Below are 20,771 nucleotides of genomic sequence, written 5' to 3'. Positions count from 1 at the left end.
GATGTCTGCACCTGCCGGATCTGCTTGGAAAAGGTTTCCCTTAGACAGGCGCTCGGCTATGCCGCCTTCAGAGATCGAACGGAACACATATCTATGCCCGACACTGCCATCACCTCCCCCGCCGCAGATTACAAGGTCCGTGATTTCAGCCTGGCCGATTGGGGCCGGAAGGAAATCTCGATGGCCGAGGACGAAATGCCCGGCCTGATGGCGCTGCGTGCCGAATACGGCGCCAGCAAGCCCTTGGCCGGCGCCCGCATCGCCGGCTGCCTCCACATGACCATCCAGACCGCCGTGCTGATCGAGACGCTGGTCGCCCTCGGCGCCACCGTCCGCTGGTCGTCCTGCAATATCTTCTCGACCCAGGACCATGCCGCCGCCGGCGTCGCCGCCGCCGGCATTCCCGTTTTTGCCTGGAAGGGCATGAATGAGGACGAGTTCTGGTGGTGCATCGAGCAGACCGTGCGCGGCCCGGACGGTTGGACGCCGAACATGATTCTGGACGATGGCGGCGATCTCACGGTGCTGATGCACGACAAATATCCTGAAATGCTGGCCGATGTGCGTGGCATTTCCGAGGAAACGACGACGGGCGTGCATCGTCTCTGGGAAATGGCCAAGGCCGGCAAGCTGCTGGTGCCCGCCATCAACGTCAACGACAGCGTGACCAAGTCGAAATTCGACAACCTCTACGGCTGCCGGGAAAGCCTGGTGGATGCGATCCGTCGCGGCACCGACGTCATGCTGGCCGGCAAGGTCGCCGTCGTCGCCGGCTTCGGCGATGTCGGCAAGGGCTCGGCCGCCTCTCTCCGCAATGGCGGCTGCCGCGTGCTGGTGACGGAAGCGGACCCCATCTGCGCCCTGCAGGCGGCGATGGAAGGCTATGAGGTCGTGACCATGGAAGACGCCGCCCCCCGCGGCGATATCTTCGTCACCGCCACCGGCAATGTCGATGTCATCACCATCGAGCATATGCGCGCCATGAAGAACCGCGCCATCGTCTGCAATATCGGCCATTTCGATAGCGAGATTCAGATCGATGCCCTGCGCAACTACAAGTGGGACAATGTGAAGCCGCAGGTCGATGAGGTCATCTTCCCGGACAGCAAGCGTCTCATCGTGCTCAGCGAAGGCCGCCTGGTGAACCTTGGCAATGCCACCGGCCACCCGAGCTTCGTGATGTCCGCCTCCTTCACCAATCAGGTTCTGGCGCAGCTGGAACTCTGGCAGGCGAAGCCCGGCACTTACGAAAAGCGCGTCTACACGCTGCCCAAGGTGCTGGATGAGAAGGTTGCGGCGCTGCATCTCGCCAAGGTCGGCGCGGCGCTGACCAAGCTGACCCCGAAACAGGCCGAATATATCGGCGCCGCCGGCGTCAACGGCCCCTTCAAGCACGACCTCTACCGCTATTGACCTGCGCCTCCGACCCTGTGGGCGCACATCGCCCACAGGGATCGGCTGGTTTCAAAAGCGCGGGTTGCGCTGCATCCGATCTTTATCGGTCCGCGGGCGCGGGTCGCAACGTCAGAGACCCAGCAGATGGGCGGTCTCATGCAGCGGCAGGCCAACCACGCCTGAATAGCTGCCCGCGATCGTGGGGATGAAGCGCGCCGCCTGGCCCTGAATGGCATAGCCGCCGGCCTTGCCGCGCCATTCGCCGCTCGCGATATATCCGTCGATCTCAGCCTTCGACAGGCGGGCAAAGATCACCACGGTCTCGACCAGTTTTTCGCGCAGTTTTCCGTCCACGGCGACGACGACCGCCGTCAGCACGCGGTGGCGCCGTCCCGAGAGCAGCGCCAGGCACGCACGCGCCTGAACTTCCGTCTCGGCTTTCGGCAGGATGCGGCGCCCGACGCAGACCACGGTATCAGCGGCGAGCACCCGGTGATCGGGCAGGATGTGAGCGACGGCGAGCGCTTTGGCCCGGGCAGTGCGCCTGGCATAGACGCGCGGCATCTCTCCCCGCAGCGGCGTCTCATCGACGTCGGGGGCAAGAACCTGATCGGGCGTCAGACCAAGCTGGGCGAGAAGCTCAAGGCGGCGGGGACTGGCAGAGGCCAGAACCAGGCCGCGATCAGCCAAGGTTCTTATTTGAACCGGAAGGTAATGCGACCTTTGGTGAGGTCGTAGGGCGTCATTTCAACATTGACGCGATCGCCGGCAAGCACGCGGATGCGGTTCTTACGCATTTTGCCGCTGGTATGAGCCAGAATGACGTGGTCATTGTCGAGTTTCACGCGGAACATGGCGTTGGGCAGAAGCTCCGCCACCATCCCACTGAACTCGATCATGTCCTCTTTTGACATAGATCGGTAATATTCCTCTGAGAGTATTAGATGCTGCCGTAAATGGCGCGCCGCTCCGTCCCGGTCAAGCTTTCCCTGATGCTTGGCGGGATCTGGAGCCGGCAGGGCTGTCAGTCATGCCGTGCAGGGCCGATTATTTGGCGAGCGTTTGCAAATAGGCGGGCCAGGTGCCGAATTGACTGACATCGGGTGCGCCTTCCGTCAAAACGCCGCCCTCGCAGATGAAGCCGAGCGAGGTTTCGCCGCCGTCCAGCCGCACCGTGCCCAGACCCAGCGGCGGCGCGATGGTCGCCAGGAAGCCAGCGAGAGCCGCACCGGGCAGAGACCAGATTTCCCCCTCGATCGCCGTGCCGCCGTCACCGATATCGATTAGGCCAGGGCGCAGAATCCGCCCCGGAATGGCGACCATCCTGTAGCTCGCCGCCGTGCGGCAGAGGCGCTGAAAGCGTCCCCCGAAGCCGCGCAGCTGCGGGTTGAGCGGCTGGCCGGTGAGATGCGCGCCGAAGACCGCGATGGCGATCTCCGGCTGGCTGATGACAGCGGCCGCCGGTTCCGCTGCCGCAGGCTGCGCGATGCCGGTGGCGCCCATCGGGCCGCCCATGGAACGGTGCATCGTATGGGCGAAGCTCGCCAGCTTCGCGTCATGCCAGGCCGGGCCGATCAGCGTCACGCCAGCCGGAAAGCCGTTCGGCTTGAAGCCGCTGGGCACGGCGATGGCGGACAGATCCAGCAGATTGGTGAAATTGGTATAGTAGCCGAGGTCAGTATTGCGGGCGATTGGTTCGGCTTCTAGATCGGCCAGGCTGAAGGCCGTGCCCGTCGTCGGCACCAGCAGGAAATCGGCCTCGTCCCAGACCGGGCGGATGGTCTGGCGCAGCGCCTGCAGCCGGTATTGCGCCTGGAAGATATCGACCGCTGAGGGCTTCAGCCCCACTTCGACGATCTTGCGGGTGACGGGGTGCAGCACATCGGGCTCCACGGCCAGCATCGGCCCGACGGCGGCCGTGCGCTCGGCGGTCCAGGGTCCGTAGAGCAGGTTCGCGGTCTCTACCCATGGTGCGAAGTCAATTTCGATCTTGCGGCCACCCAAAGCCTCGGCGCGGGCGACGGCTTCCGCGAACAGGTGCCGCGCCGCTTCGTCGCCAAAAAACTCCAGCTCGGCCTGATGCGGCACGGCAAAGGTGAAGGCCTCCGCGGCAGGCCGCAGCCGCGCCTGGAATCCGGCTGGCGGCACTTGCGAATAGCTGTCTTCGGCGTCGAACCCGCCGGCGACCTCCAGCACGGCCAGCGCATCCGGCACGGTGAGCGCGAAGATGGAAATGCAGTCGATCGATCGGCAGGCCGGCACCAGACCGGTATTGCTGATCAGGCCACGCGTGGGCTTCAGCCCGACCAGATTGTTGAAGGCCGCCGGCACCCGGCCGGACCCCGCCGTGTCGGTGCCGAGGGAGAAGCTGACGAGGCCGGACGCCACTGAGACCGCCGAGCCTGAGCTTGATCCGCCCGGCACCATCAGAGCGTCGAAACTATTGCGGGGAATGCCGTAAGGGGAGCGGACGCCCACCAGTCCGGTCGCGAACTGGTCCAGATTGGTTTTGCCGATGACGATGGCCCCGGCCGCGACCAGCTTTTCGACCGCTGTCGCTGACCGCGCGGGATGATAGGCGAAGGCCGGGCAGGCGGCCGTCGTCGGCAATCCGATGACGTCGATATTGTCTTTGACCGCAAAGGGAATGCCATAGAGCGGCAGGCTGTCGATATCACTGACACGGGCGGACAGCGCCTCAGCCTCGGCCAGCAGCACGTCATCGCTGGGACGGCTGATCCAGATAGCGGGATCGTCGAGCGTGGCGATGCGCCGCAGCACCTCTGCCACCATCTGCACAGGCGTCAGGCTGCCGCCCAGATAAGCGGCACGCAGGCTGGAAATATCGAAGGAAAATTCAGACATCGTCGACCCCGATCGTATCATCGGGGCCGATCCATTCAAGATCAGGGCCAGAGGCCAGGATCAAATCCGGTCAGCCGCCGCTAGCGCGGCGTCAGCACCATGACCATCTGACGGTTTTCCATCTTGGGCATCTGCTCGACCTTGCTCTGCTCGTCCATATCCCCACGGATACGTTCCAGCACCTTCACGCCGATATCCTGATGGGCCATTTCACGGCCACGGAAGCGCAGCGTCACCTTCACCTTGTCGCCTTCCTCGATGAAGCTCTTCATGGCGCGAAGCTTCACCTGGTAGTCGTTCTCGTCGATGTTCGGGCGCACCTTGACCTCTTTGATCTCGATGACCTTCTGCCGCTTCTTGGCTTCGTTCTTCTTTTTTTGCTGTTCGTATTTGAACTTGCCGAAATCCAGGATCTTGACGACCGGCGGCTCGGCATTCGGGCTGATTTCCAGAAGGTCGAGACCAACCTGGAAGGCGCGCTGCAGCGCGTCGCGCGCGCTCATCACGCCGATCATCTCGCCGTCCTGATCGATCAGGCGGACCGTCGCCGAGCGGATTTCTTCGTTCACACGCGGACCGTCGTTGCGCGGCGGTGTGGGCGCTTGGGGTGGCCTAGGGATGGAGCTCTCCTGTCAATGTTTAGACGTAATAGATCTGGCCGCAAGAATACCGTTAGAGGAGTGGAACGGATAGCCCTCCGTCCGAACGGATGCAATCACATCCACGCCGCTCCAACTATATCAGTGATCCAGCCGCCTCTTCGCAAGAGGCAGCTGGATCAAGCCAGCTTTGCCGGGATCAGGGTAAGGGTTATGCGGCCGTGCGCTGGTCGGGCGCCAGCGCCTCGGCCGCCAGCAGGCCGACAGCCTCGGTCAGGTCCATGACCTCCTGCTTTTCCTGGCCCAGGCGGCGCAGGCTGACCCGCCGCTCCTCCGCTTCCCGCCGCCCGACGACGGCGATCACCGGCACATGGGCGAGGGAATGCTCGCGCACCTTGGCGTTGATCTTCTCGTTGCGCAGGTCGGTGGAAACCGACAGGCCCTGTGCCCGCAGCTGGGCCGCGACCTCCTCGGCATAGTCGTTGGCGTCCGAGACGATCGGCGCTACCACAACCTGAACGGGGGCCAGCCATAGCGGGAAGCGGCCTGCATATTGCTCGATCAAGATGCCGATGAAGCGCTCGAAACTGCCCAGAATGGCGCGATGCAGCATGACCGGGCGGTGCTTCGCGCCATCTTCGCCGATATATTCGGCATCCAGGCGCTCGGGCAGCACGAAATCCACCTGCAGCGTGCCGCACTGCCAGTCCCGGCCAATCGCGTCACGCAGCACGAATTCCAGCTTGGGACCATAGAAGGCGCCCTCGCCCGGATTGAGTTCGTAGTCCACCCCGGCATCGGCGCAGGCGCGTTTCAGCGCGGCCTCGGCCTGGTCCCAGGTGGCGTCCGTCCCAGCGCGGGTGTCCGGCCGGTCGGAGAATTTCACGCGGAAATCCTCGAAGCCGAGATCCTTGTAGATCGCCGACAGCAGGGCGACGAAGCGCACCGTCTCGCCGGTGATCTGGTCCTCGGTGCAGAAAATATGCGCGTCATCCTGGGTGAAGGCGCGCACGCGCATGATGCCGTGCAGCGCGCCCGAGGGCTCGTAGCGATGGCAGGAGCCGAATTCGGCCATGCGCCAGGGCAATTCGCGATAGGAGCGCAGGCCCTGGTTGAAGATCTGCACATGGCAGGGGCAGTTCATCGGCTTCAGGGCGAGGGTGACATCGGGCTCCTCCGCCACCGTCGCGATGAACATGTTCTGGCGGAACTTCTCCCAATGGCCGGAGGCTTCCCACAGCGCGCGGTCGACCAGCTGCGGCGTCTTCACCTCGTCATAGCCGGCACCTTCCAGGCGGCGGCGCATGTAGCTTTCCAGCGTCCGGTACAGGCGCCAGCCCTTCTGATGCCAGAAGATCGACCCCTGAGCCTCGGACTGCATATGGAACAGGTCCATCGCCTTGCCGATGCGGCGATGGTCACGCCGCTCGGCTTCCTCCAGCATGGTCAGATAGCCGTCCAGCTCCTTCTGGTCGCGCCAGGCGGTGCCATAGATGCGGCTCAGCATGGCGTTGCGATGATCGCCGCGCCAATAGGCGCCGGCCACCTTCTGCAACTTGAAGGCAGTGCCGATATCGCCGGTATCGCGCATATGCGGACCACGGCAGAGGTCGATCCACTCGCCCTGGCGATAGAGCGTGATGGTCTCCGTCACCGGCAGATCCTGGATCAGCTCGGCCTTGTAGCGCTCACCCTTGTTGCGGAAGAAGGCGATGGCTTCGTCCCGGTCCCAGACTTCGCGGGTAAAGGGCGCGCGGGCGGCGATGATTTCCTTCATCTTCGCTTCGATCTTGGGCAGATCGTCTAGCGTGAAGGGCTCATTGCGGGCGAAATCGTAATAGAAGCCGTTGTCGATCGCCGGCCCGATGGTGACCTGAGTGCCCGGATACAGCGCCTGGACGGCCTCAGCCAGAACATGCGCCGTATCGTGGCGGATCAGCTCCAGCGCGTCCGGGTCCTTCCGTGTCACGAAGGTAACGGCGGCGTCGTTTTCGATCTCACGCGACAGATCAAGCAGCGTGCCGTCCACGCGCATGGCAAGGGCCGCGCGCGCGAGACCGGGCCCGATATCGGCCGCCACCTGGGTGCCGGTGACGGTGCCCGCGAAATGTCGCACGGAGCCGTCAGGCAGGGTGATGGCGGGCATGGCAAATCTTCCGGTTAAAAGGCCGCGAGCGATAAGGGCGCCTATCTAGGGTGCAGGCCCAAGAGGCCGCAACCCTCAGCGCTTCAGCCCTGATCCGTGATGCGCTCGGCCAGCGGCCCGAGACCAGCACTGATGCCGAACGGTCCGGGCAGGCTGCCGCGGGGGAACAGCCGGTTCACATGGCCCATCTTGCGGCCGGACCGGGCTTCGGCCTTGCCGTAATGGTGCGGGATCAGACCGGGTGTCGCCAGAATCTCAGGCCACAGGGCGATGTCATCCGGGCCGACGAGGTTTTTCATCACCGCATCCGAATGCCGCGTGGCGGGCGGCAGCGGCAGGCCCGCGACGGCGCGGATATGCAGCTCGAACTGGCTGGCCTGGCAGGCATCCATCGTCCAATGGCCGGAATTATGCGGCCGCGGCGCGATTTCGTTGACCCGCAAGGACCCGTCGCGGTCGACGAACATTTCGACCGCCAAAAGGCCGACGAGGTCGAGCGCTTCCGCGACGCGCCGGCCCAGTGCCTGGGCCGCAGCGGCTGTCTCCTCCGGGATGCGGGCGGGGGCGAAGGTCAGGTCCAGAATGCCGTGCTTGTGGTGGTTCTCGACCGTGTCGAAACTGGTGATCTGCCCGTTCTGGCCGCGCGCGACGACGACGCTGACTTCGCAGGCGAAATCCACGAAACCTTCCAGCACCAGCGGTTTCGGCTCCAGACGGTGGAAGGCCATCAGCGCTTCCTCGGGTGTCGCGACGCGGGCCTGGCCGCGCCCGTCATAGCCGAGGCGACTGGTCTTCAGGATCGCCGGCAGGCCGATGGCGGCAATGGCGGCGGTCAGGCTCCCCTCGTCGGTCACTTCCGCCCAAGGAGCGGTCGCCACGCCCGCCGCATTGAGGAAGGATTTTTCCGCCACCCGGTCCTGGCTGATGCCGAGTATTTTGGGCGAGGGATGCACCGGCTTCAGCGCGGCGAGGAGCGAAAGCCCCTCGGCGCTGACATTCTCGAATTCAAAGGTCACGACATCGACGGACGCGGCAAAGGCCTGCAGCGCTGCGGGATCGTCGTAACTGCCCAGTGTGACGCCGGCGGCGACCTGAGCGGCCGGCCCGTCTTCCTCTTGCGTCAGGATATGGGCGCGGTAGCCAAGGCGGGAAGCGGCCATCGCCGACATGCGGCCAAGCTGTCCGCCGCCCAGAATGCCGATGGTGCTGCCAGGCGCGAGCGGGCCGCTCACGCCGCCGGCTCCTCGCTGGGCTCGTCGGCGACCGATTCCGTCTGCGCCGCGCGCCAGGCCGCCAGCGCATCGGCCAGATGCGGGTCCGACAGGCCAAGGATGGAGGCGGCGGTCAGCGCCGCGTTGATGGCGCCGGCGCGGCCGATGGCGAAGGTGCTGACCGGCACGCCGCCCGGCATCTGCACGATAGAGAGAAGGCTATCCATGCCCTTCAGGGCATGGGTTTCCACGGGCACGCCCAGCACCGGCAAAATGGTCCAGGATGCGCACATGCCCGGCAGATGGGCGGCCCCGCCGGCACCAGCGATGATCACCTTCAAGCCTCGCCCGCGCGCAGACTTGGCGTAATCGGCCAGCCGGTCCGGGGTGCGATGGGCCGAGACGATGCGCGTCTCATACGGAATATGAAGGGCGGCGAGCGTTTCGGTCGTATGCCGCATGGTCGCCCAGTCAGACTGGCTGCCCATGATGACGCCGACATCGGGCGGCTTCTTCTCAGCCTCGTGACTGGGATGGGCGGGGGGCTGGGTCGTCATCGGCATCCATCAAAGCAAGAATAAGCGTTCAGTATCAAAACGCTAAGCGATGTTGTCGGGGATAAGCCGGCTTTCGAGGCGCGCGATCTCATCCTTCAGGGCAAGCTTGCGCTTCTTCAGCCGCTGCACGTTGAGCAGGTCCTGCGCCCCGATATCGCCCATCCGTATGATGACCGTATCGAGATCGCGGTGCTCGCTCCTTAGCTCATGCAGACGGCGCAGCACGGTGTCACGATCAGAAAGCATGGAGCCTGCTTAGCATGGGGGCGTGGCTGGTCATACCCTCCGGCATTGGACGCATGCAATCGCGATATTGTGAGTCTTTCCGCTGGAATATGACAGGACAGTGGCAGTAGCCTTCGGAGGTCCGCCTGGTTCAGTCGTGGACGGGCGGGCCCAACAGACCGTGTGCTTGTTAGAAGGGAGATCCCATGTCTCTACAGGCCAGAATTGAGACCCTCAAAGACCGTCATGCCAGCCTGGAAGCGCGTTTGGCGTCTGAAGACCAGCGCCCGGCGCCCGATAGCCAGACTATCGGCACGCTTAAACGCGAAAAACTTCGACTAAAGGAAGAAATGGCCCGGCTTTCCGCCAGCAAAGGCCACTAACTCCGGGATCGGCACAATCCCCACACAGACTGCAAAGACCAAAAAACCGGACTAAGACGAGACAGGGGTAGGCGACGCGCCTACCCCTTTTTTGTCGTCAGCGTCTTGCGGGGTCAGGCGGCGTCATGTTCCGTCAGCGGCGGCGGGGGCGGCGGCACCTGGCGGCCTTCCTTCAGCAGCCGGTCATTGGCCTGGGACACCGCCTCGTTCAGGTCGCTCTGCTTGCAGAGCCCGAGGATGACCGGGTCGCGCGGCTTGATATTGGCGCTGTTCCAATGGCTGCGCTCGCGCACCTTCTGGATCGTCTCCTTGGTGGTGCCGAGCAGCTTCGAGAGCTGCAATTCCGACAGCTGCGGGAAGTTGCGCAGCAGGAAGGCGATGGCGTCCGGCCGGTCATTGCGCTTGGCAACCGGCGTGTAGCGGCCGCCGCGGGTCTTCTTGGTCGCCGGCACTGCGGAGGCCAGGATGCGCAGGCGCGCATCGGGGTTCGCCTCGCAGCGGGCGATATCCTCGGCCGTTACCTGGCTATTGGCCACGGGGTCGTAGCCCATGATGCCCTGGGCGACTTCACCGTCGGCAATGGCCTGCACTTCCAGCGGATGCATGCCGCAGAATTCCGCGACCTGCTCGAAGGTCAGAGCGGTCTTGTCAATCAGCCAGACAGCAGTGGCTTTGGGCATCAAAGGAAGGGTCATTGTCGAAACACCTAGAATCACCCGCTGGACGGATGTGAGGTAAGCGGTTCATGTCCGGGTCGGGGACCGATATGGACGTCCGCCCCTTCACCGGTCAAGTCGCGAAACTCTGTTATGAGTGAGGGGCAGAGGCCACAAATCCGGGGCGAGCCGTCTGGATTTGCGCATCGGCGGAGACCGCGCCCGTGTCGCTTTTGTCGTTTGGGTGCCAGTTTTCCACAAAATAAAGCCTGGGCTCGCTGACGAAAACGAGCATGCGATAACCATCGCGTGTGAAGGCAAGGTCCGGTGCCTCCTGCATGCCGATGCCGGTCAGCAGCATGCAGGAGGCCGCGTTGGTTTCGCGGGCGACGGCGATGACGCGGGCGATTCCGGCCCGGTCATGCGCGAAATGCAGCGCCGCGATCGCCGCTTCCCGCGCCAGACCATGGCCGCGGGCTTCCGGCTCGAAGGCGAAGCGCAGCGCCATGCCGCGGCCGTCCGCGCGCTGCATGATGCCGGCGATGCCGTAGAATTCCCCGGTTTCGCGGTCGCGCGCCGACCACAGGCCGATGCCATGGGCGCCCCAGGCGCGCACATCGGCGGCCAGTTCATCATTCGCCTGCTCATAGCTGCGCACCCCGCCCAGCATCATCGCGTAGGCGCGCGGGTCGGCCTTCAGCGCCGCGATCTCCGCCGCATCGCCGCCGGAGACGGGTCGCAGGACCATCCGCCCGGTGCGCAGAACCCATGCCGGATTCCATCCGCCCGGCTCAGGCGGCGGGAGGGGCAGGAGATGGGTCACGGTTTCAGGCCTTCCCGCAGCAAGCCAGGCGGCGCGGCAGCGCCGCGCGGCGCCTCTGCCGCCCTAGCGCGCGAGAGGACGATACTTGATGCGATGGGGCTCGGTCGCCTGTGCGCCCAGTCGACGTCGCTTATCCTCTTCATAATCCTGGAAGTTACCCTCGAACCACTCGACATGGCTGTCGCCCTCGAAGGCCAGGATATGGGTCGCCAGACGATCCAGGAACCAACGGTCATGGGAGATGATCACCGCGCAGCCGGGATATTCGGCCAGCGCCTCTTCCAGGGCACGCAGGGTATCGACGTCGAGATCGTTGGTCGGTTCGTCGAGCAGGATGACATTGGCTTCGGTCTGCAGCATCTTGGCCAGATGCACGCGGTTGCGCTCACCGCCTGAGAGGATGCCGACCTTCTTCTGCTGGTCCGAGCCTTTGAAGTTGAAGGCGCCGACATAGGCGCGCGACGCGATGGTGCGCTTGCCGAGATGGATCACATCGGTGCCGCCGGAGATTTCCTCCCAGACGTTCTTGTTCGGGTCCAGGCTGTCACGTGACTGATCGACATAGCCGAGCTTCACCGTGTCACCGATGCGCAAGGTGCCGCCGTCCGGCGTTTCCTGGCCCAGGATCATGCGGAACAGAGTCGATTTGCCGGCGCCGTTCGGGCCGATGACGCCGACGATGCCGCCCGGCGGCAGTTTGAAATTGAGCCCGTCGACCAGCATGCGGTCGCCGAACCCCTTCTTGAGGTCGGTCGCCTCGATCACCAGGCCGCCGAGGCGGGGGCCGGGCGGAATGACGATTTCGGCGACGCCGCCGGCGCGCTCCTGGCTGGCCTGCTGCATCTCCTCATAGCGCTTGATACGCGCCTGGCTTTTGCTTTGGCGGGCGCGCGGGGAGGAGGCGATCCACTCGGCTTCGGCGGCCAGCGCCCGCTGGCGCGAGCTCTCTTCCTTCTCTTCCTGCTGCAGCCGCTTGCGCTTCTGATCCAGCCAGGAGGAGTAGTTGCCCTCGAACGGATAGCCGCGGCCGCGCTCGATTTCCAGAATCCAGTTGGTGACGTTGTCGAGGAAGTAGCGGTCATGGGTGATGATCATCACCGTGCCGGTGAATTCCCGCAGCGTGTGTTCCAGCCAGGCGACGCTTTCGGCGTCCAGATGGTTGGTCGGTTCGTCGAGCAGCAGCAGGTCGGGCTTTTCCAGCAGCAGGCGGCACAGCGCCACGCGGCGGCGCTCACCGCCCGAAAGCTTGGTCACCTCGGACTCGGCCGGCGGGCAGCGCAGCGCGTCGAGCGCGATCTCGATCTTGCGGTCCATCTCCCAGCCGTCGCCGGCGTCGATCTTTTCCTGCAAGGCGGACTGCTCGGCGAGGAGGGCGTTCATCTCGTCCTCCTCCATCGGCTCCATGAACTTTTCGGAGATTTCGTTGAAGCGGGCGAGGGCGGCCTTCACCACCGCGAAGGCTTCGGCGACGTTTTCGCCCACCGTCTTGGTCGGGTCGAGCTGCGGCTCCTGTTCCAGATAGCCGACGCGCACGCCTTCAGCCGCCCAGGCCTCGCCGCCGAATTCCTTTTCCACACCCGCCATGATTTTGAGCAGCGTCGACTTGCCGGCGCCGTTCACGCCCAGCACGCCGATCTTCACGCCCGGCAGGAAGGAGAGAGTGATGCCTTTGAAGACTTCGCGACCGCCCGGATAGGCCTTGGTCACATCCTTCATCACGTAGACATACTGGTAGGCGGCCATGGCGATGCTCCGAATGCGCGCGGGGACTGCGTGCTGCTCTAGGCAATGTCGGGGTTAGGGGCAACCGCCAAGCGACGGCGGCGTCACTGCGCCTGGCAGGAATCGAACCCGCAACCAAGCCGTTATGAGCGGCCCGCTCTAACCGTTGAGCTACAGGCGCAGAAGACTGGATATCTCTCACCGCAGGGGGCTTTGGCAAGCGCCGCGCGGGTATGGCTCTTTCCCCTGGCGCGCGAGGCGCTAAAACCTCTCCCAACTCAGGGAGAGAAACCACATCATGTCTGCCATCTCCAAGGCAGGCCGCGCGCCTGCGGCCGCGCCCCGCACCGGGCGCATCGTATTGGCGAGCCTGATCGGCACGACGGTCGAGTTCTACGACTTCTATATCTATGGCACGGCGGCGGCCCTGGTGCTGGGGCCGGTGTTTTTCCCCGCCCATGTCCCGCAGGCCGAGCAGCTGGCGGCTTTCCTCACCTTCGGCATCGCCTTCCTGGCGCGGCCCTTCGGCGCCTTTCTGTTCGGCCATTTCGGCGACCGGGTCGGGCGCAAGTCGACCCTCGTCGCCTCGATGCTGGTGATGGGCCTGTCCACCACGCTGATCGGCCTGCTGCCGGGCTATGCGACCGCCGGCATTCTGGCGCCGCTGCTGCTGTGTCTGCTGCGCCTCGGCCAGGGACTGGGCCTGGGCGGTGAATGGGGTGGCGCTGCCTTGCTCGCGACCGAGAATGCGCCGGCCGGCCGTCGCGCCTGGTTCGGCATGTTTCCGCAGCTTGGCCCCTCGATCGGCTTTCTGCTCTCGAACGGTCTGTTTCTCCTGCTGTTCAGTGTTCTGACGAATGCGCAGTTCCTGGCCTGGGGCTGGCGCATTCCCTTCCTGGCGAGCGCTGTGCTGGTCGGTATCGGACTTTACGTCCGCGGCCGCCTGCCCGAGACGCTGGCCTTCCAGAAGAGCCTGGCCCGGCAGGAGCGGCTGCGCCTGCCGGTGCGCGACGTGCTGACCCGGCAATGGGTGCCGCTGCTGCAGGGCGCCTGTGCGATGGTGGTGTGCTACGCGCTGTTCTATATCTCGACCGTCTTTGCGCTCGGCTACGGCACCAAGATCGGCCATATCCCGCGCACGACCTTCCTGGGTCTGCTGTGCCTCGCGATCCTGGGCATGGCGGTGGCGACGCCGGTTGCGGCCGCACTTGCCGATCGCTTCGGCCGCCGCCCGGTGCTGATGACGGCCGCCATCGCCGCCGGCCTGTCGGGCTTTCTCATCGCGCCCTTGCTGGGCAGCGGGCAAACAGACCGGGTGCTGCTGTTTCTGGTCATCGAGCTGGTGCTGATGGGCTTCACCTTCGCGCCCATGGGCGCGCTGCTGCCGGAATTGTTCCCGACCAATCTGCGCTATTCCGGCGCCTCGGCCGCCTATAGCCTGGGCGGCATTCTGGGCGGGTCGCTGGCCCCCTACATCGCGCAGAAGCTGGTGATCTATGGCGGGCTGGCCTGGGTGGGCCATTACATCACGGCCGCTGGCGTCATCAGCCTGATCGCCGTGCTGACCATGACCGAGACGTCACGGCGCGATCTGCCGCGCTGAGGCGTTTCGGCTTGGCAAGAGCAGGCGAATGGAGGAGGGTGCGCCCGCTTTCAATTTGCCGTTTCATAGTTTTGAGAACGACCGGAGACCATCATGGATGTGAGCAAGATTCCCACGGGCAAGGCCGCGCCCGGCGATATCAATGTGGTGATCGAAATCCCGCAGGGTTCGGCCGTGAAATACGAGATCGACAAGGAGAGCGGCGCGATTTTCGTCGACCGCTTCCTGTTCACGCCCATGGCCTATCCGGCCGCCTATGGCTTCATCCCGAACACGCTGTCGGAAGACGGTGACCCGGCCGACGCCCTGGTTCTGGTGCCGACCCAGGTGGTGCCCGGCGCCGTGATCCGCGCGCGGCCCATCGGCGTGCTGTTCATGGAAGACGAGTCCGGCAAGGACGAGAAGATCATCTGCGTGCCGCATGACAAGGTGCATCCGCAGTATAAGGACCAGACCGAACTCTCCGGCCTGCCTGAGATTACGCTGAAGGTGATTGAGCATTTCTTCACCCGCTACAAGGATCTGGAGCCCGGCAAATGGGTGAAGGTGGTGGGCTGGGGTGACCGCGTGGCGGCCGAGCAGGCGATCGTCGCGGCGATCGACGCGTTCGACGCCCGCAGCAAATAGGTCCGTCTCGGGACGAGTTGCCACCTGGCAACTCCGTGCAAATGCACGCATCTCACGGAAGGGTGTGACCCTGCGGGGTCGAAACCGGGTAGAAAAGGGCAGCGCAAGCTGCCCTTTTTCATGGCTCATCACGGGACGGGAATGCTGGCATCGACACAGACCTGACGCCGCTGGACCAGGACGCCGTCCGCGCGGCGGTGGAAGATGGCGCCCGGCGCTATTTCGCGGCGCGCCGGGCCATGATCGGCCCCTTTGTGGACCGCAACTTCTCCTTCACCGGGTCGCTGGCGCTGCATCGCGCGGCGGTCGGCTGGGACATTGCCCGCGCGCCGCTGAACCTGACGCTGGCCATGCCGCAGGTGGCGATGCAGCTGGGCACCAGGCTTGCCCGCAAGCTGGGCGCGCGCCGGGCCGCGCGGCTGCTCGACCGCTCGGTCCTGCTCCGCACCGATGTCGCCGAGGAGATCGAGTGGCGAATCATGACCGATCTGCTGGACCTGCCGATTGCCCAGAAGACGCGGGTGAGCGCCCGCAACGGATTGACCGACGCCATTCTGGAAAGCCCGCTGCTGGAAGGGACCATCGAAAGCCTGCTGGAGGCGATCGGCCGTCACCGGCAGGACCCGCTATTCGCCGCCCGCCTGCGCGAGGCGATGACGGAATATGGCGTGACGCGGGGCGCGGCGGCCGAGATTACGACGGGACTGCTCAACCTCGGCGCCGGAGCGCTCGCCGTGCAGAAGCTGACGCCGGGCGCGGTGACGCTGGGCCCGGCGCTGGCCGGGGTGATCTCTCAACACGTCGCCGCCGGCAGTTTTCCGCTGGGCGCCTGGGCGGCCTCGGCCTGCTATGTGGTGTTTCCGCTGGCGCCGCCTGCGGCCGGGCTGGTGATGACCACGACGGGCGGGCTGATGCTGGCCTCGGCCAGCCTGGCCGCTTTCGCCGGCATCATCGCCGACCCCGTGCAGCGGCGGCTGGGCCTGCATCAGAAGCGGCTGACGAAAATGGTCGATGCGCTGGAGCGGCAGTTCTTTGACCCCGCAGCGCCGGGCTTTGCGGTGCATGATCATTACGTCGCGCGCCTGCTGGACCTGTTCGACATCCTGGGGGCTGCGGCCAAGTTCGCCGCGCGGTAGCGGGTCAGGGCGGGATGGTGACACCATCCCAGCCGATACACTGGCCGCTATCGGCAGGCGTGATGGTGTCGATCACCCGCAGCAGCGCGGCGGCCGAGGTTTGCGGCGTAATCACCTGGCCCTCCGGCAGGCCGCGATGGAAGGCCCGGCTGAGACCCGTATCGACCGTGCCGGGATGGAGTGTGACGCAGATGGCGCCCGCGTTGCGCCGCGCCGTCTCGATCGCGAAATTGCGCATCAGCATGTTCAAAGCGGCCTTGGCGGCGCGATAGGCGTGCCAGCCGCCGGCGCGATTGTCGGTGATGCTGCCGACGCGGGCGGAGAGGGCGGCGAAAACGGTCTTGCCGTCCCGCGCCATGAGCGGCAGGAAATGCTTCGCGACCAGCGCAGGACCCGCCGTGTTGAGCTGGAAACTGGCGAGTAGCGCGTCGGCCTCCAGAGCCTTGTAGGTTTTCTCAGGCGCCGGGAAGCGTGGGCCTTGCAGCGCGCCGGTCGCGATGATGACGAGATGCAGGGGGCCGGTGATGCGCGCGGCGGCCGCCGCGATGCTCGCCTCATCCAGCACATCGATGAAACCCGTGTGCAGGCGGCCTGCGGACGCGCCCGGATGGCGAGAGAGGGCATGGACGGCGGCGAAGCCTGGGTCCTGGGCGAGGGCCGCCGCCAGCGCGCCGCCAATGCCGCCCCCCGCGCCGATCACGACCGCCTGGGCCTCAGGCTCAAAGCTGTTCATGCTGGCTCCGCGGGTGGTTTCTTGTTCTTCGCGGGGAGCGGGGGTGTTGGATGCAAGGGGGGTGACTGTTCATGCCTGCCCGTCTGGACCTGTCAAAGCCGACGCCATTATTGCGGCCGAGGGTGCTTCGGCAATCCCACAGGGTTTCACGCGGCAGTTTTTTGCCAAGCAGAGTTGGATTCGGTTCAAGCCGCGATACCCCGCGGTCTGCGCCTGGACGCGCCCTGTCTCCGCATGTCCGTCAGGCCCGGTCGCGCCGTTCGTTCTCGTCTACCCGCCCGCCGCCAAAGCTTTCATCATCCGCGACCGGCCGACGGACGCGGCATAGGACGGGAAGATGTTGTTCTTTACGGCGATAACCACATTCTGAGGCTGACCTGCAAAGCTGTTTATGCTGCGTCCGTAGCGTGATTGCTTCCATTGGCGTGGAGCGGGGTCTTAGATCCAGAATGACTATTTGAAACTCGAAACGGTTCTTATATCACTGGCTCGCAATTCGGAGTGCTATTAGCTTCGGAAAGCACATATCTGAGAAATTTATTCAGGAATACTTGATATCATCAGTCCGTCGCGGCTAGTGTAATCAAAAATAAAGGATGGGGTTGATGGGAAGCACCGGGTCGGGAAATTTCAGCGACTATTCCGGCAAGAAAAAAACAGAATCAGGTAGTGGATCATCTGGTGGCTCCAGTGGCTCAGATAAATGCGGCGAGGCATTCACTGCCAGTTTAGAGGACGTTGCTAGCCACGATTTCTATATAAAATACGGATTCTCGCCTACGGTGGGAACCCAGCTTACCATTCAGGTTAGGGGCCGAGTAGTCGCGATAATAGGGACGGAGTCGGTTGGCTCGCTGCCTACGCGGCTTAACTACCTTGCACGTTGCTTAGAAGATGGATTTACATACGCCGGTATCGTGACTGCATCCTCAAACGGCAGCAATCCTCAAGTCCAAGCCGATTTTGTAGCTGTTTAAATGTCCGAAGCAATCCCACTGTTGATCGGTGAAGTTATGGTTGACTTCACGATGCCTACGCGCGCCACCAGCGCAAAGCTAAGGCTCGGGGGAGTAGTGCATGCAGCTCGTGGCCTGTGGGCTAGCGGGCAAAACTACTCAGTCGGGGCATTCTGCCCGGCATATCTGGTTGAACAGGCGCGGGACTATTTGACACAGCATGGTTGCAAGAACTTTGTGCTTCTTGGGGAGGTAACTGGCGCACCAAATGTAATCGCAATTGCTGACGTTAAAGAGGTAGGACACCAAGGTTATGAAGACCTTCTGCGCGATGAGAGAAGGGTCGTTCCAAATTATGACGATATTGATTTGAGTGAGTTTAATCGCATTGTTGTATTTCCTGGAAGGTACGATTTAGTAGATGTGATCAATCAGCTCAAGCCTGACGCTCGGGTCACTGTCGATTTTGCCTACGACATCGACGATACAAAATATCTTCAATCTCTTACGGGTAGAATTGACTCAGTGGTCATATCTACATCTTCAAGTTTTTTCTTGGATCTTGCGTCGAGGGATGTCGTTCCACTCCTAGATTTGGCCAAGAGCATTGGGGCAAAAAAACTGCTGCTAAAGGAAAACCGTGGTGGCAGCAGACTATTCGACCTAGAAACGGAAGATACCGAATACATTACAGCTACGCTGAGCGTGACAACTAACTCAGTGGGTGTGGGGGACGTATTTACTGCTGTCTTCGGTGTTTTTGAAGGTAGTCCAAAAGATGTTGCTTGGCGGGGAATGCAAGTTGCCACCGTTTATGCTCAAACTACGTGGCCGGATGATCTTAAACGCGACGTCAAGCGCGAACTCCAGATACCTGTCGATATTGTCCGCGGTCTGGGCGGTGTCTCTCTACCGTGGCATGTGCGCCCACGTATGCAGATTTATTTGGCCGCCCCAGACTTCTCGTACACAGATTATCAGGAGATAAGCGCTGCGGTAGCTGCTTTAGAATATCATAACTTTCGTATCAGACGGCCAGTTAAGGAGAATGGCGAAGCAAACCCCGGATCGTCAGTCGAGTCACTATCAGGCTACTATTTTAGTGACGTGCAATTGCTCCGCGAGTGTTCGGCAGTTTTTGCAATCCCGATCGAACGCGATCCAGGGACTCTGGTCGAGATTGGTCTTGCGATAGAGATGGGAAAGCCGGTCGTTACCTTCGATCCACGCAACGAGAACAGAAACACAATGGTGGTCACGGGTAGTGTCAGCTATTCTTCTGATCTCGACATTTGTTTGAATAGTATTTTTGAGTCGTTATCAAAAATCAATGAAAGTTTCCTTGGATGACTAGGCGGGTAGTACTTCTGGCATCTGGTGGTTTAGACTCAACGACCGTCGCCTTTGCACTTCAAGCAAAAGGAGCGGATGTGCATCCATTGTTTTTTGATTATGGGCAACACTGTGTTGAGACCGAATGGAGCCGAGTGAATGAAGTTCTGCCGGCAGATATGAATCGCCCTGAGCGGGTCAACCTCTCGGACCTTTTTCGAGGGTCAGCGTCGCGCCTGATCGTTGAGGCCAATCTCTGGAAGGAGGAGATTCGCGATGATGATTTGTACGTTCCTTATCGAACCCTCCTGTTCTACGCTTCGGCTGCTGCGAGAGCGCAGACTCTTGGGATTCTCGAAGTTTATACCGGCTTCATCAATAGCAACCACGCTAAAGAGATTGACTGTACTTCTGAGTTCATGAACAGCCTCGATGGGCTTACAGATACGATCGGACCGGTGCGGTTTACATCACCTTTTCGGCATTCATCTAAGACACAGGTTGCACAAGAGGCCATTCGCCTGGGCGTGCCCGTAGGCAGGACATTCTCCTGCCAAGCATCTAGCAGGCTACCCTGCGGAGCTTGCCCAAATTGCGTGGAGCGCTTAGGAGCTCTACGAGAAACTGGGCTTTTATAATGACAAGTTTTCTTCCTGACCGACTCGAACTTTTGACGGCGGCACGCATCGTCGCGAATTTTGCGTCAGAGCAGGGCGTGCCTTCGTCATACGCTCTGCGGCGCTCAACGTATGAACACGCCGGAGCTCTGCTTGCGGATGCTGTGCTGCAGGCAGGGCTTAACTATCGTTCTGTGGTTATGCCGCGAATTGGACGCATTCTGAAGGAATTTCCAGATGCGGACCGGGTGAGCGTACTCATGTGTCTTGTTAAGAATGGCAGCACTGCGCAGCTTTTAGACTGGAGGCATCCGACCAAGTTAGAGCGCTTTGAGCATTTGGTCAGCTTTCTTCACAGGGTAAACGTGGACACGACCGAAGACATTCACGCAGCACTCAAGTCTGACGGGTTCTGCGCCGACCTCAGATCATTAAACGGCGTCGGCCCTAAGACGGTCGACTACATGTCTTGTTTAGTAGGAATCGAGTCGGTCGCTGTGGATCGGCATATCAGAACATTTGCCGCGAGAGCAGGGATCTATAATAATGGCTATGAATTTTTAAAGAATGTGTTTTGCTTTGCGGCCGACCTACTTTCTATTCCTCGGCGAGAATTCGATGCTTGGGTATGGTCTCTGGAGACTCGCAAACATTCTTTACAGCTAAATTTCGGCTTCTAATATTGTTAGATTAGGGTGTTGTCGGCACCGATCATTCGGCGCCAATGGAGAGCGCCGATACCCGCGTCGGCATAACCTTCCTGGTGGCGAACGGGTCACCATCTAGCTGGGTAAGAAGGCGGACGGCGTCGGCCCTAGCGTTTTTGTCTCGTCACGACACTGCCACCCACGCGCATACCCGCGCCCGCGCCCGGCGCCCGGCGCCCGCTACCCCGCCTTGGGCGTCGTGGTCTGGGGCCGCGGGTTGTGGCCCTTCAGCGAGGCCCAGAGACTATCCTTGATGCTTTGAATCAGGATCGGCAGCCGCTGCTGGGCTTCCCGCGCGATGTCGCGGGTGGCGGCGGCTCCTCTCCGCGTAACGCCTGCGGCGGCGGATAGATCCCCGGGTCAAGCCCGGGGATGACGATTCAGAGGGGATGACGGTCAAGAGGGGACGGTGGTTAAGACACGTCCGCGGATGATGGGAGGAAGGCAGATGACGGGTCGGCGTGGGCGGCCTTAATGC

General features: G+C 62.7%; 20 protein-coding genes and 1 tRNA gene. 8 read left to right on the top strand and 13 right to left on the bottom strand.

Annotated elements, in window-relative coordinates; translation table 11 throughout:
• The first annotated feature begins 93 nt into the window (after positions 1-93).
• Complete coding sequence (ahcY, locus tag AC3G7M_RS03780; protein WP_489214385.1) at positions 94-1,413, top strand: adenosylhomocysteinase; 1,320 nt, start codon at positions 94-96, stop codon at positions 1,411-1,413.
• 111 nt (positions 1,414-1,524) lie between these two features.
• Here ahcY and AC3G7M_RS03775 read toward each other — a convergent pair whose 3' ends face one another.
• From AC3G7M_RS03775 to AC3G7M_RS03740, 8 genes are all read right to left on the bottom strand, one after another.
• Complete coding sequence (locus AC3G7M_RS03775) at positions 1,525-2,085, bottom strand: Maf family protein (RefSeq protein WP_489214384.1); 561 nt, start codon at positions 2,083-2,085, stop codon at positions 1,525-1,527.
• 5 nt (positions 2,086-2,090) lie between these two features.
• On the bottom strand, positions 2,091-2,309 hold the full coding sequence (infA, locus tag AC3G7M_RS03770; protein ID WP_227307622.1) for a translation initiation factor IF-1: 219 nt from the start codon (positions 2,307-2,309) through the stop codon (positions 2,091-2,093).
• Between the two features lie 133 nt (positions 2,310-2,442).
• Entirely contained in the window at positions 2,443-4,260 is a 1,818-nt protein-coding gene (gene atzF / locus AC3G7M_RS03765) for an allophanate hydrolase (RefSeq protein WP_489214383.1), read from the bottom strand.
• Between the two features lie 80 nt (positions 4,261-4,340).
• Positions 4,341-4,880, bottom strand: coding sequence for a translation initiation factor IF-3 (infC, locus tag AC3G7M_RS03760; protein WP_489215941.1), 540 nt, complete (start codon positions 4,878-4,880; stop codon positions 4,341-4,343).
• Between the two features lie 190 nt (positions 4,881-5,070).
• A complete protein-coding gene (gene thrS, locus AC3G7M_RS03755; RefSeq protein ID WP_489214382.1) occupies positions 5,071-7,005 on the bottom strand; it encodes a threonine--tRNA ligase in 1,935 nt (644 codons plus the stop codon).
• A gap of 83 nt (positions 7,006-7,088) precedes the next feature.
• Positions 7,089-8,174, bottom strand: coding sequence for a 5-(carboxyamino)imidazole ribonucleotide synthase (locus AC3G7M_RS03750; protein WP_489215940.1), 1,086 nt, complete (start codon positions 8,172-8,174; stop codon positions 7,089-7,091).
• A gap of 59 nt (positions 8,175-8,233) precedes the next feature.
• Positions 8,234-8,773, bottom strand: coding sequence for a 5-(carboxyamino)imidazole ribonucleotide mutase (purE, locus tag AC3G7M_RS03745; RefSeq protein WP_489214381.1), 540 nt, complete (start codon positions 8,771-8,773; stop codon positions 8,234-8,236).
• 42 nt (positions 8,774-8,815) lie between these two features.
• Positions 8,816-9,019 carry a YdcH family protein gene (locus AC3G7M_RS03740; RefSeq protein WP_489214380.1) on the bottom strand — a complete coding sequence of 68 codons (204 nt, stop codon included), beginning with the start codon at positions 9,017-9,019 and terminating at the stop codon, positions 8,816-8,818.
• A gap of 185 nt (positions 9,020-9,204) precedes the next feature.
• Here AC3G7M_RS03740 and AC3G7M_RS03735 point away from each other — a divergent pair, with 185 nt between their 5' ends.
• Complete coding sequence (locus AC3G7M_RS03735) at positions 9,205-9,381, top strand: YdcH family protein (RefSeq protein ID WP_489214379.1); 177 nt, start codon at positions 9,205-9,207, stop codon at positions 9,379-9,381.
• Positions 9,382-9,494: 113 nt separating this feature from the next.
• On the opposite strand, the gene AC3G7M_RS03730 is transcribed toward AC3G7M_RS03735, so the two are convergent.
• The 4 genes from AC3G7M_RS03730 to AC3G7M_RS03715 all read right to left on the bottom strand — a co-directional run bounded on the left by AC3G7M_RS03730 (position 9,495) and on the right by AC3G7M_RS03715 (position 12,763).
• On the bottom strand, positions 9,495-10,076 hold the full coding sequence (locus AC3G7M_RS03730; protein WP_489214378.1) for a DUF1013 domain-containing protein: 582 nt from the start codon (positions 10,074-10,076) through the stop codon (positions 9,495-9,497).
• A gap of 112 nt (positions 10,077-10,188) precedes the next feature.
• On the bottom strand, positions 10,189-10,860 hold the full coding sequence (locus AC3G7M_RS03725; RefSeq protein ID WP_489214377.1) for a GNAT family N-acetyltransferase: 672 nt from the start codon (positions 10,858-10,860) through the stop codon (positions 10,189-10,191).
• Positions 10,861-10,923: 63 nt separating this feature from the next.
• Positions 10,924-12,603, bottom strand: coding sequence for an energy-dependent translational throttle protein EttA (gene ettA, locus AC3G7M_RS03720; protein WP_489214376.1), 1,680 nt, complete (start codon positions 12,601-12,603; stop codon positions 10,924-10,926).
• Between the two features lie 87 nt (positions 12,604-12,690).
• A tRNA-Ile gene (locus AC3G7M_RS03715) sits at positions 12,691-12,763 on the bottom strand.
• Positions 12,764-12,880: 117 nt separating this feature from the next.
• On the opposite strand from AC3G7M_RS03715, the gene AC3G7M_RS03710 reads away from it, so the two are divergent.
• The 3 genes from AC3G7M_RS03710 to AC3G7M_RS03700 all read left to right on the top strand — a co-directional run bounded on the left by AC3G7M_RS03710 (position 12,881) and on the right by AC3G7M_RS03700 (position 15,948).
• A complete protein-coding gene (locus AC3G7M_RS03710; RefSeq protein WP_489214375.1) occupies positions 12,881-14,185 on the top strand; it encodes an MFS transporter in 1,305 nt (434 codons plus the stop codon).
• Positions 14,186-14,278: 93 nt separating this feature from the next.
• On the top strand, positions 14,279-14,812 hold the full coding sequence (gene ppa, locus AC3G7M_RS03705; protein ID WP_489214374.1) for an inorganic diphosphatase: 534 nt from the start codon (positions 14,279-14,281) through the stop codon (positions 14,810-14,812).
• A gap of 239 nt (positions 14,813-15,051) precedes the next feature.
• The gene (locus AC3G7M_RS03700) at positions 15,052-15,948 is read left to right on the top strand and encodes a DUF6635 family protein (RefSeq protein ID WP_489214373.1); all 897 of its coding nucleotides are present in this window, start codon (positions 15,052-15,054) and stop codon (positions 15,946-15,948) included.
• A 4-nt stretch (positions 15,949-15,952) separates the two neighbouring features.
• On the opposite strand, the gene AC3G7M_RS03695 is transcribed toward AC3G7M_RS03700, so the two are convergent.
• A complete protein-coding gene (locus tag AC3G7M_RS03695; RefSeq protein WP_489214372.1) occupies positions 15,953-16,681 on the bottom strand; it encodes an SDR family NAD(P)-dependent oxidoreductase in 729 nt (242 codons plus the stop codon).
• 977 nt (positions 16,682-17,658) lie between these two features.
• On the opposite strand from AC3G7M_RS03695, the gene AC3G7M_RS03690 reads away from it, so the two are divergent.
• The 3 genes from AC3G7M_RS03690 to AC3G7M_RS03680 are packed head-to-tail and all read left to right on the top strand — an operon-like array spanning position 17,659 to position 20,266.
• Positions 17,659-18,987, top strand: coding sequence for a nucleoside 2-deoxyribosyltransferase (locus tag AC3G7M_RS03690; RefSeq protein ID WP_489214371.1), 1,329 nt, complete (start codon positions 17,659-17,661; stop codon positions 18,985-18,987).
• Positions 18,984-19,607 (top strand): 7-cyano-7-deazaguanine synthase, encoded by a 624-nt coding sequence (locus tag AC3G7M_RS03685; protein ID WP_489214370.1) that lies wholly within the window; start codon positions 18,984-18,986, stop codon positions 19,605-19,607. The genes AC3G7M_RS03690 and AC3G7M_RS03685 overlap by 4 nt, the downstream gene beginning before the upstream one ends.
• The gene (locus AC3G7M_RS03680; protein ID WP_489214369.1) at positions 19,607-20,266 is read left to right on the top strand and encodes a hypothetical protein; all 660 of its coding nucleotides are present in this window, start codon (positions 19,607-19,609) and stop codon (positions 20,264-20,266) included. Before AC3G7M_RS03685 ends, AC3G7M_RS03680 begins: the two co-directional genes overlap by 1 nt.
• Positions 20,267-20,771: the final 505 nt, after the last annotated feature.

It is taken from the genome of Acidisoma sibiricum (assembly GCF_057837225.1).
Note: the sequence above shows the minus strand (reverse complement) of the source record. Positions and strands in the feature narration are given on the sequence as shown.

Bases quoted from the DNA above. Each gene is read 5' to 3' on its own strand.
- AC3G7M_RS03750 (WP_489215940.1), bottom strand. From the start codon at position 8,174: ATGTCGGCGATGGCCGCTTCCCGCCTTGGCTACCGCGCCCATATCCTG.
- ettA (WP_489214376.1), bottom strand. From the start codon at position 12,603: ATGGCCGCCTACCAGTATGTCTACGTGATGAAGGATGTGACCAAGGCC.
- AC3G7M_RS03680 (WP_489214369.1), top strand. From the start codon at position 19,607: ATGACAAGTTTTCTTCCTGACCGACTCGAACTTTTGACGGCGGCACGC.
- AC3G7M_RS03710 (WP_489214375.1), top strand. From the start codon at position 12,881: ATGTCTGCCATCTCCAAGGCAGGCCGCGCGCCTGCGGCCGCGCCCCGC.
- AC3G7M_RS03685 (WP_489214370.1), top strand. From the start codon at position 18,984: ATGACTAGGCGGGTAGTACTTCTGGCATCTGGTGGTTTAGACTCAACG.
- AC3G7M_RS03730 (WP_489214378.1), bottom strand. From the start codon at position 10,076: ATGACCCTTCCTTTGATGCCCAAAGCCACTGCTGTCTGGCTGATTGAC.
- AC3G7M_RS03690 (WP_489214371.1), top strand. From the start codon at position 17,659: ATGTCCGAAGCAATCCCACTGTTGATCGGTGAAGTTATGGTTGACTTC.
- ppa (WP_489214374.1), top strand. From the start codon at position 14,279: ATGGATGTGAGCAAGATTCCCACGGGCAAGGCCGCGCCCGGCGATATC.
- infA (WP_227307622.1), bottom strand. From the start codon at position 2,309: ATGTCAAAAGAGGACATGATCGAGTTCAGTGGGATGGTGGCGGAGCTT.
- AC3G7M_RS03735 (WP_489214379.1), top strand. From the start codon at position 9,205: ATGTCTCTACAGGCCAGAATTGAGACCCTCAAAGACCGTCATGCCAGC.
- thrS (WP_489214382.1), bottom strand. From the start codon at position 7,005: ATGCCCGCCATCACCCTGCCTGACGGCTCCGTGCGACATTTCGCGGGC.
- atzF (WP_489214383.1), bottom strand. From the start codon at position 4,260: ATGTCTGAATTTTCCTTCGATATTTCCAGCCTGCGTGCCGCTTATCTG.
- AC3G7M_RS03695 (WP_489214372.1), bottom strand. From the start codon at position 16,681: ATGAACAGCTTTGAGCCTGAGGCCCAGGCGGTCGTGATCGGCGCGGGG.
- ahcY (WP_489214385.1), top strand. From the start codon at position 94: ATGCCCGACACTGCCATCACCTCCCCCGCCGCAGATTACAAGGTCCGT.
- purE (WP_489214381.1), bottom strand. From the start codon at position 8,773: ATGACGACCCAGCCCCCCGCCCATCCCAGTCACGAGGCTGAGAAGAAG.
- AC3G7M_RS03740 (WP_489214380.1), bottom strand. From the start codon at position 9,019: ATGCTTTCTGATCGTGACACCGTGCTGCGCCGTCTGCATGAGCTAAGG.
- AC3G7M_RS03700 (WP_489214373.1), top strand. From the start codon at position 15,052: ATGATCGGCCCCTTTGTGGACCGCAACTTCTCCTTCACCGGGTCGCTG.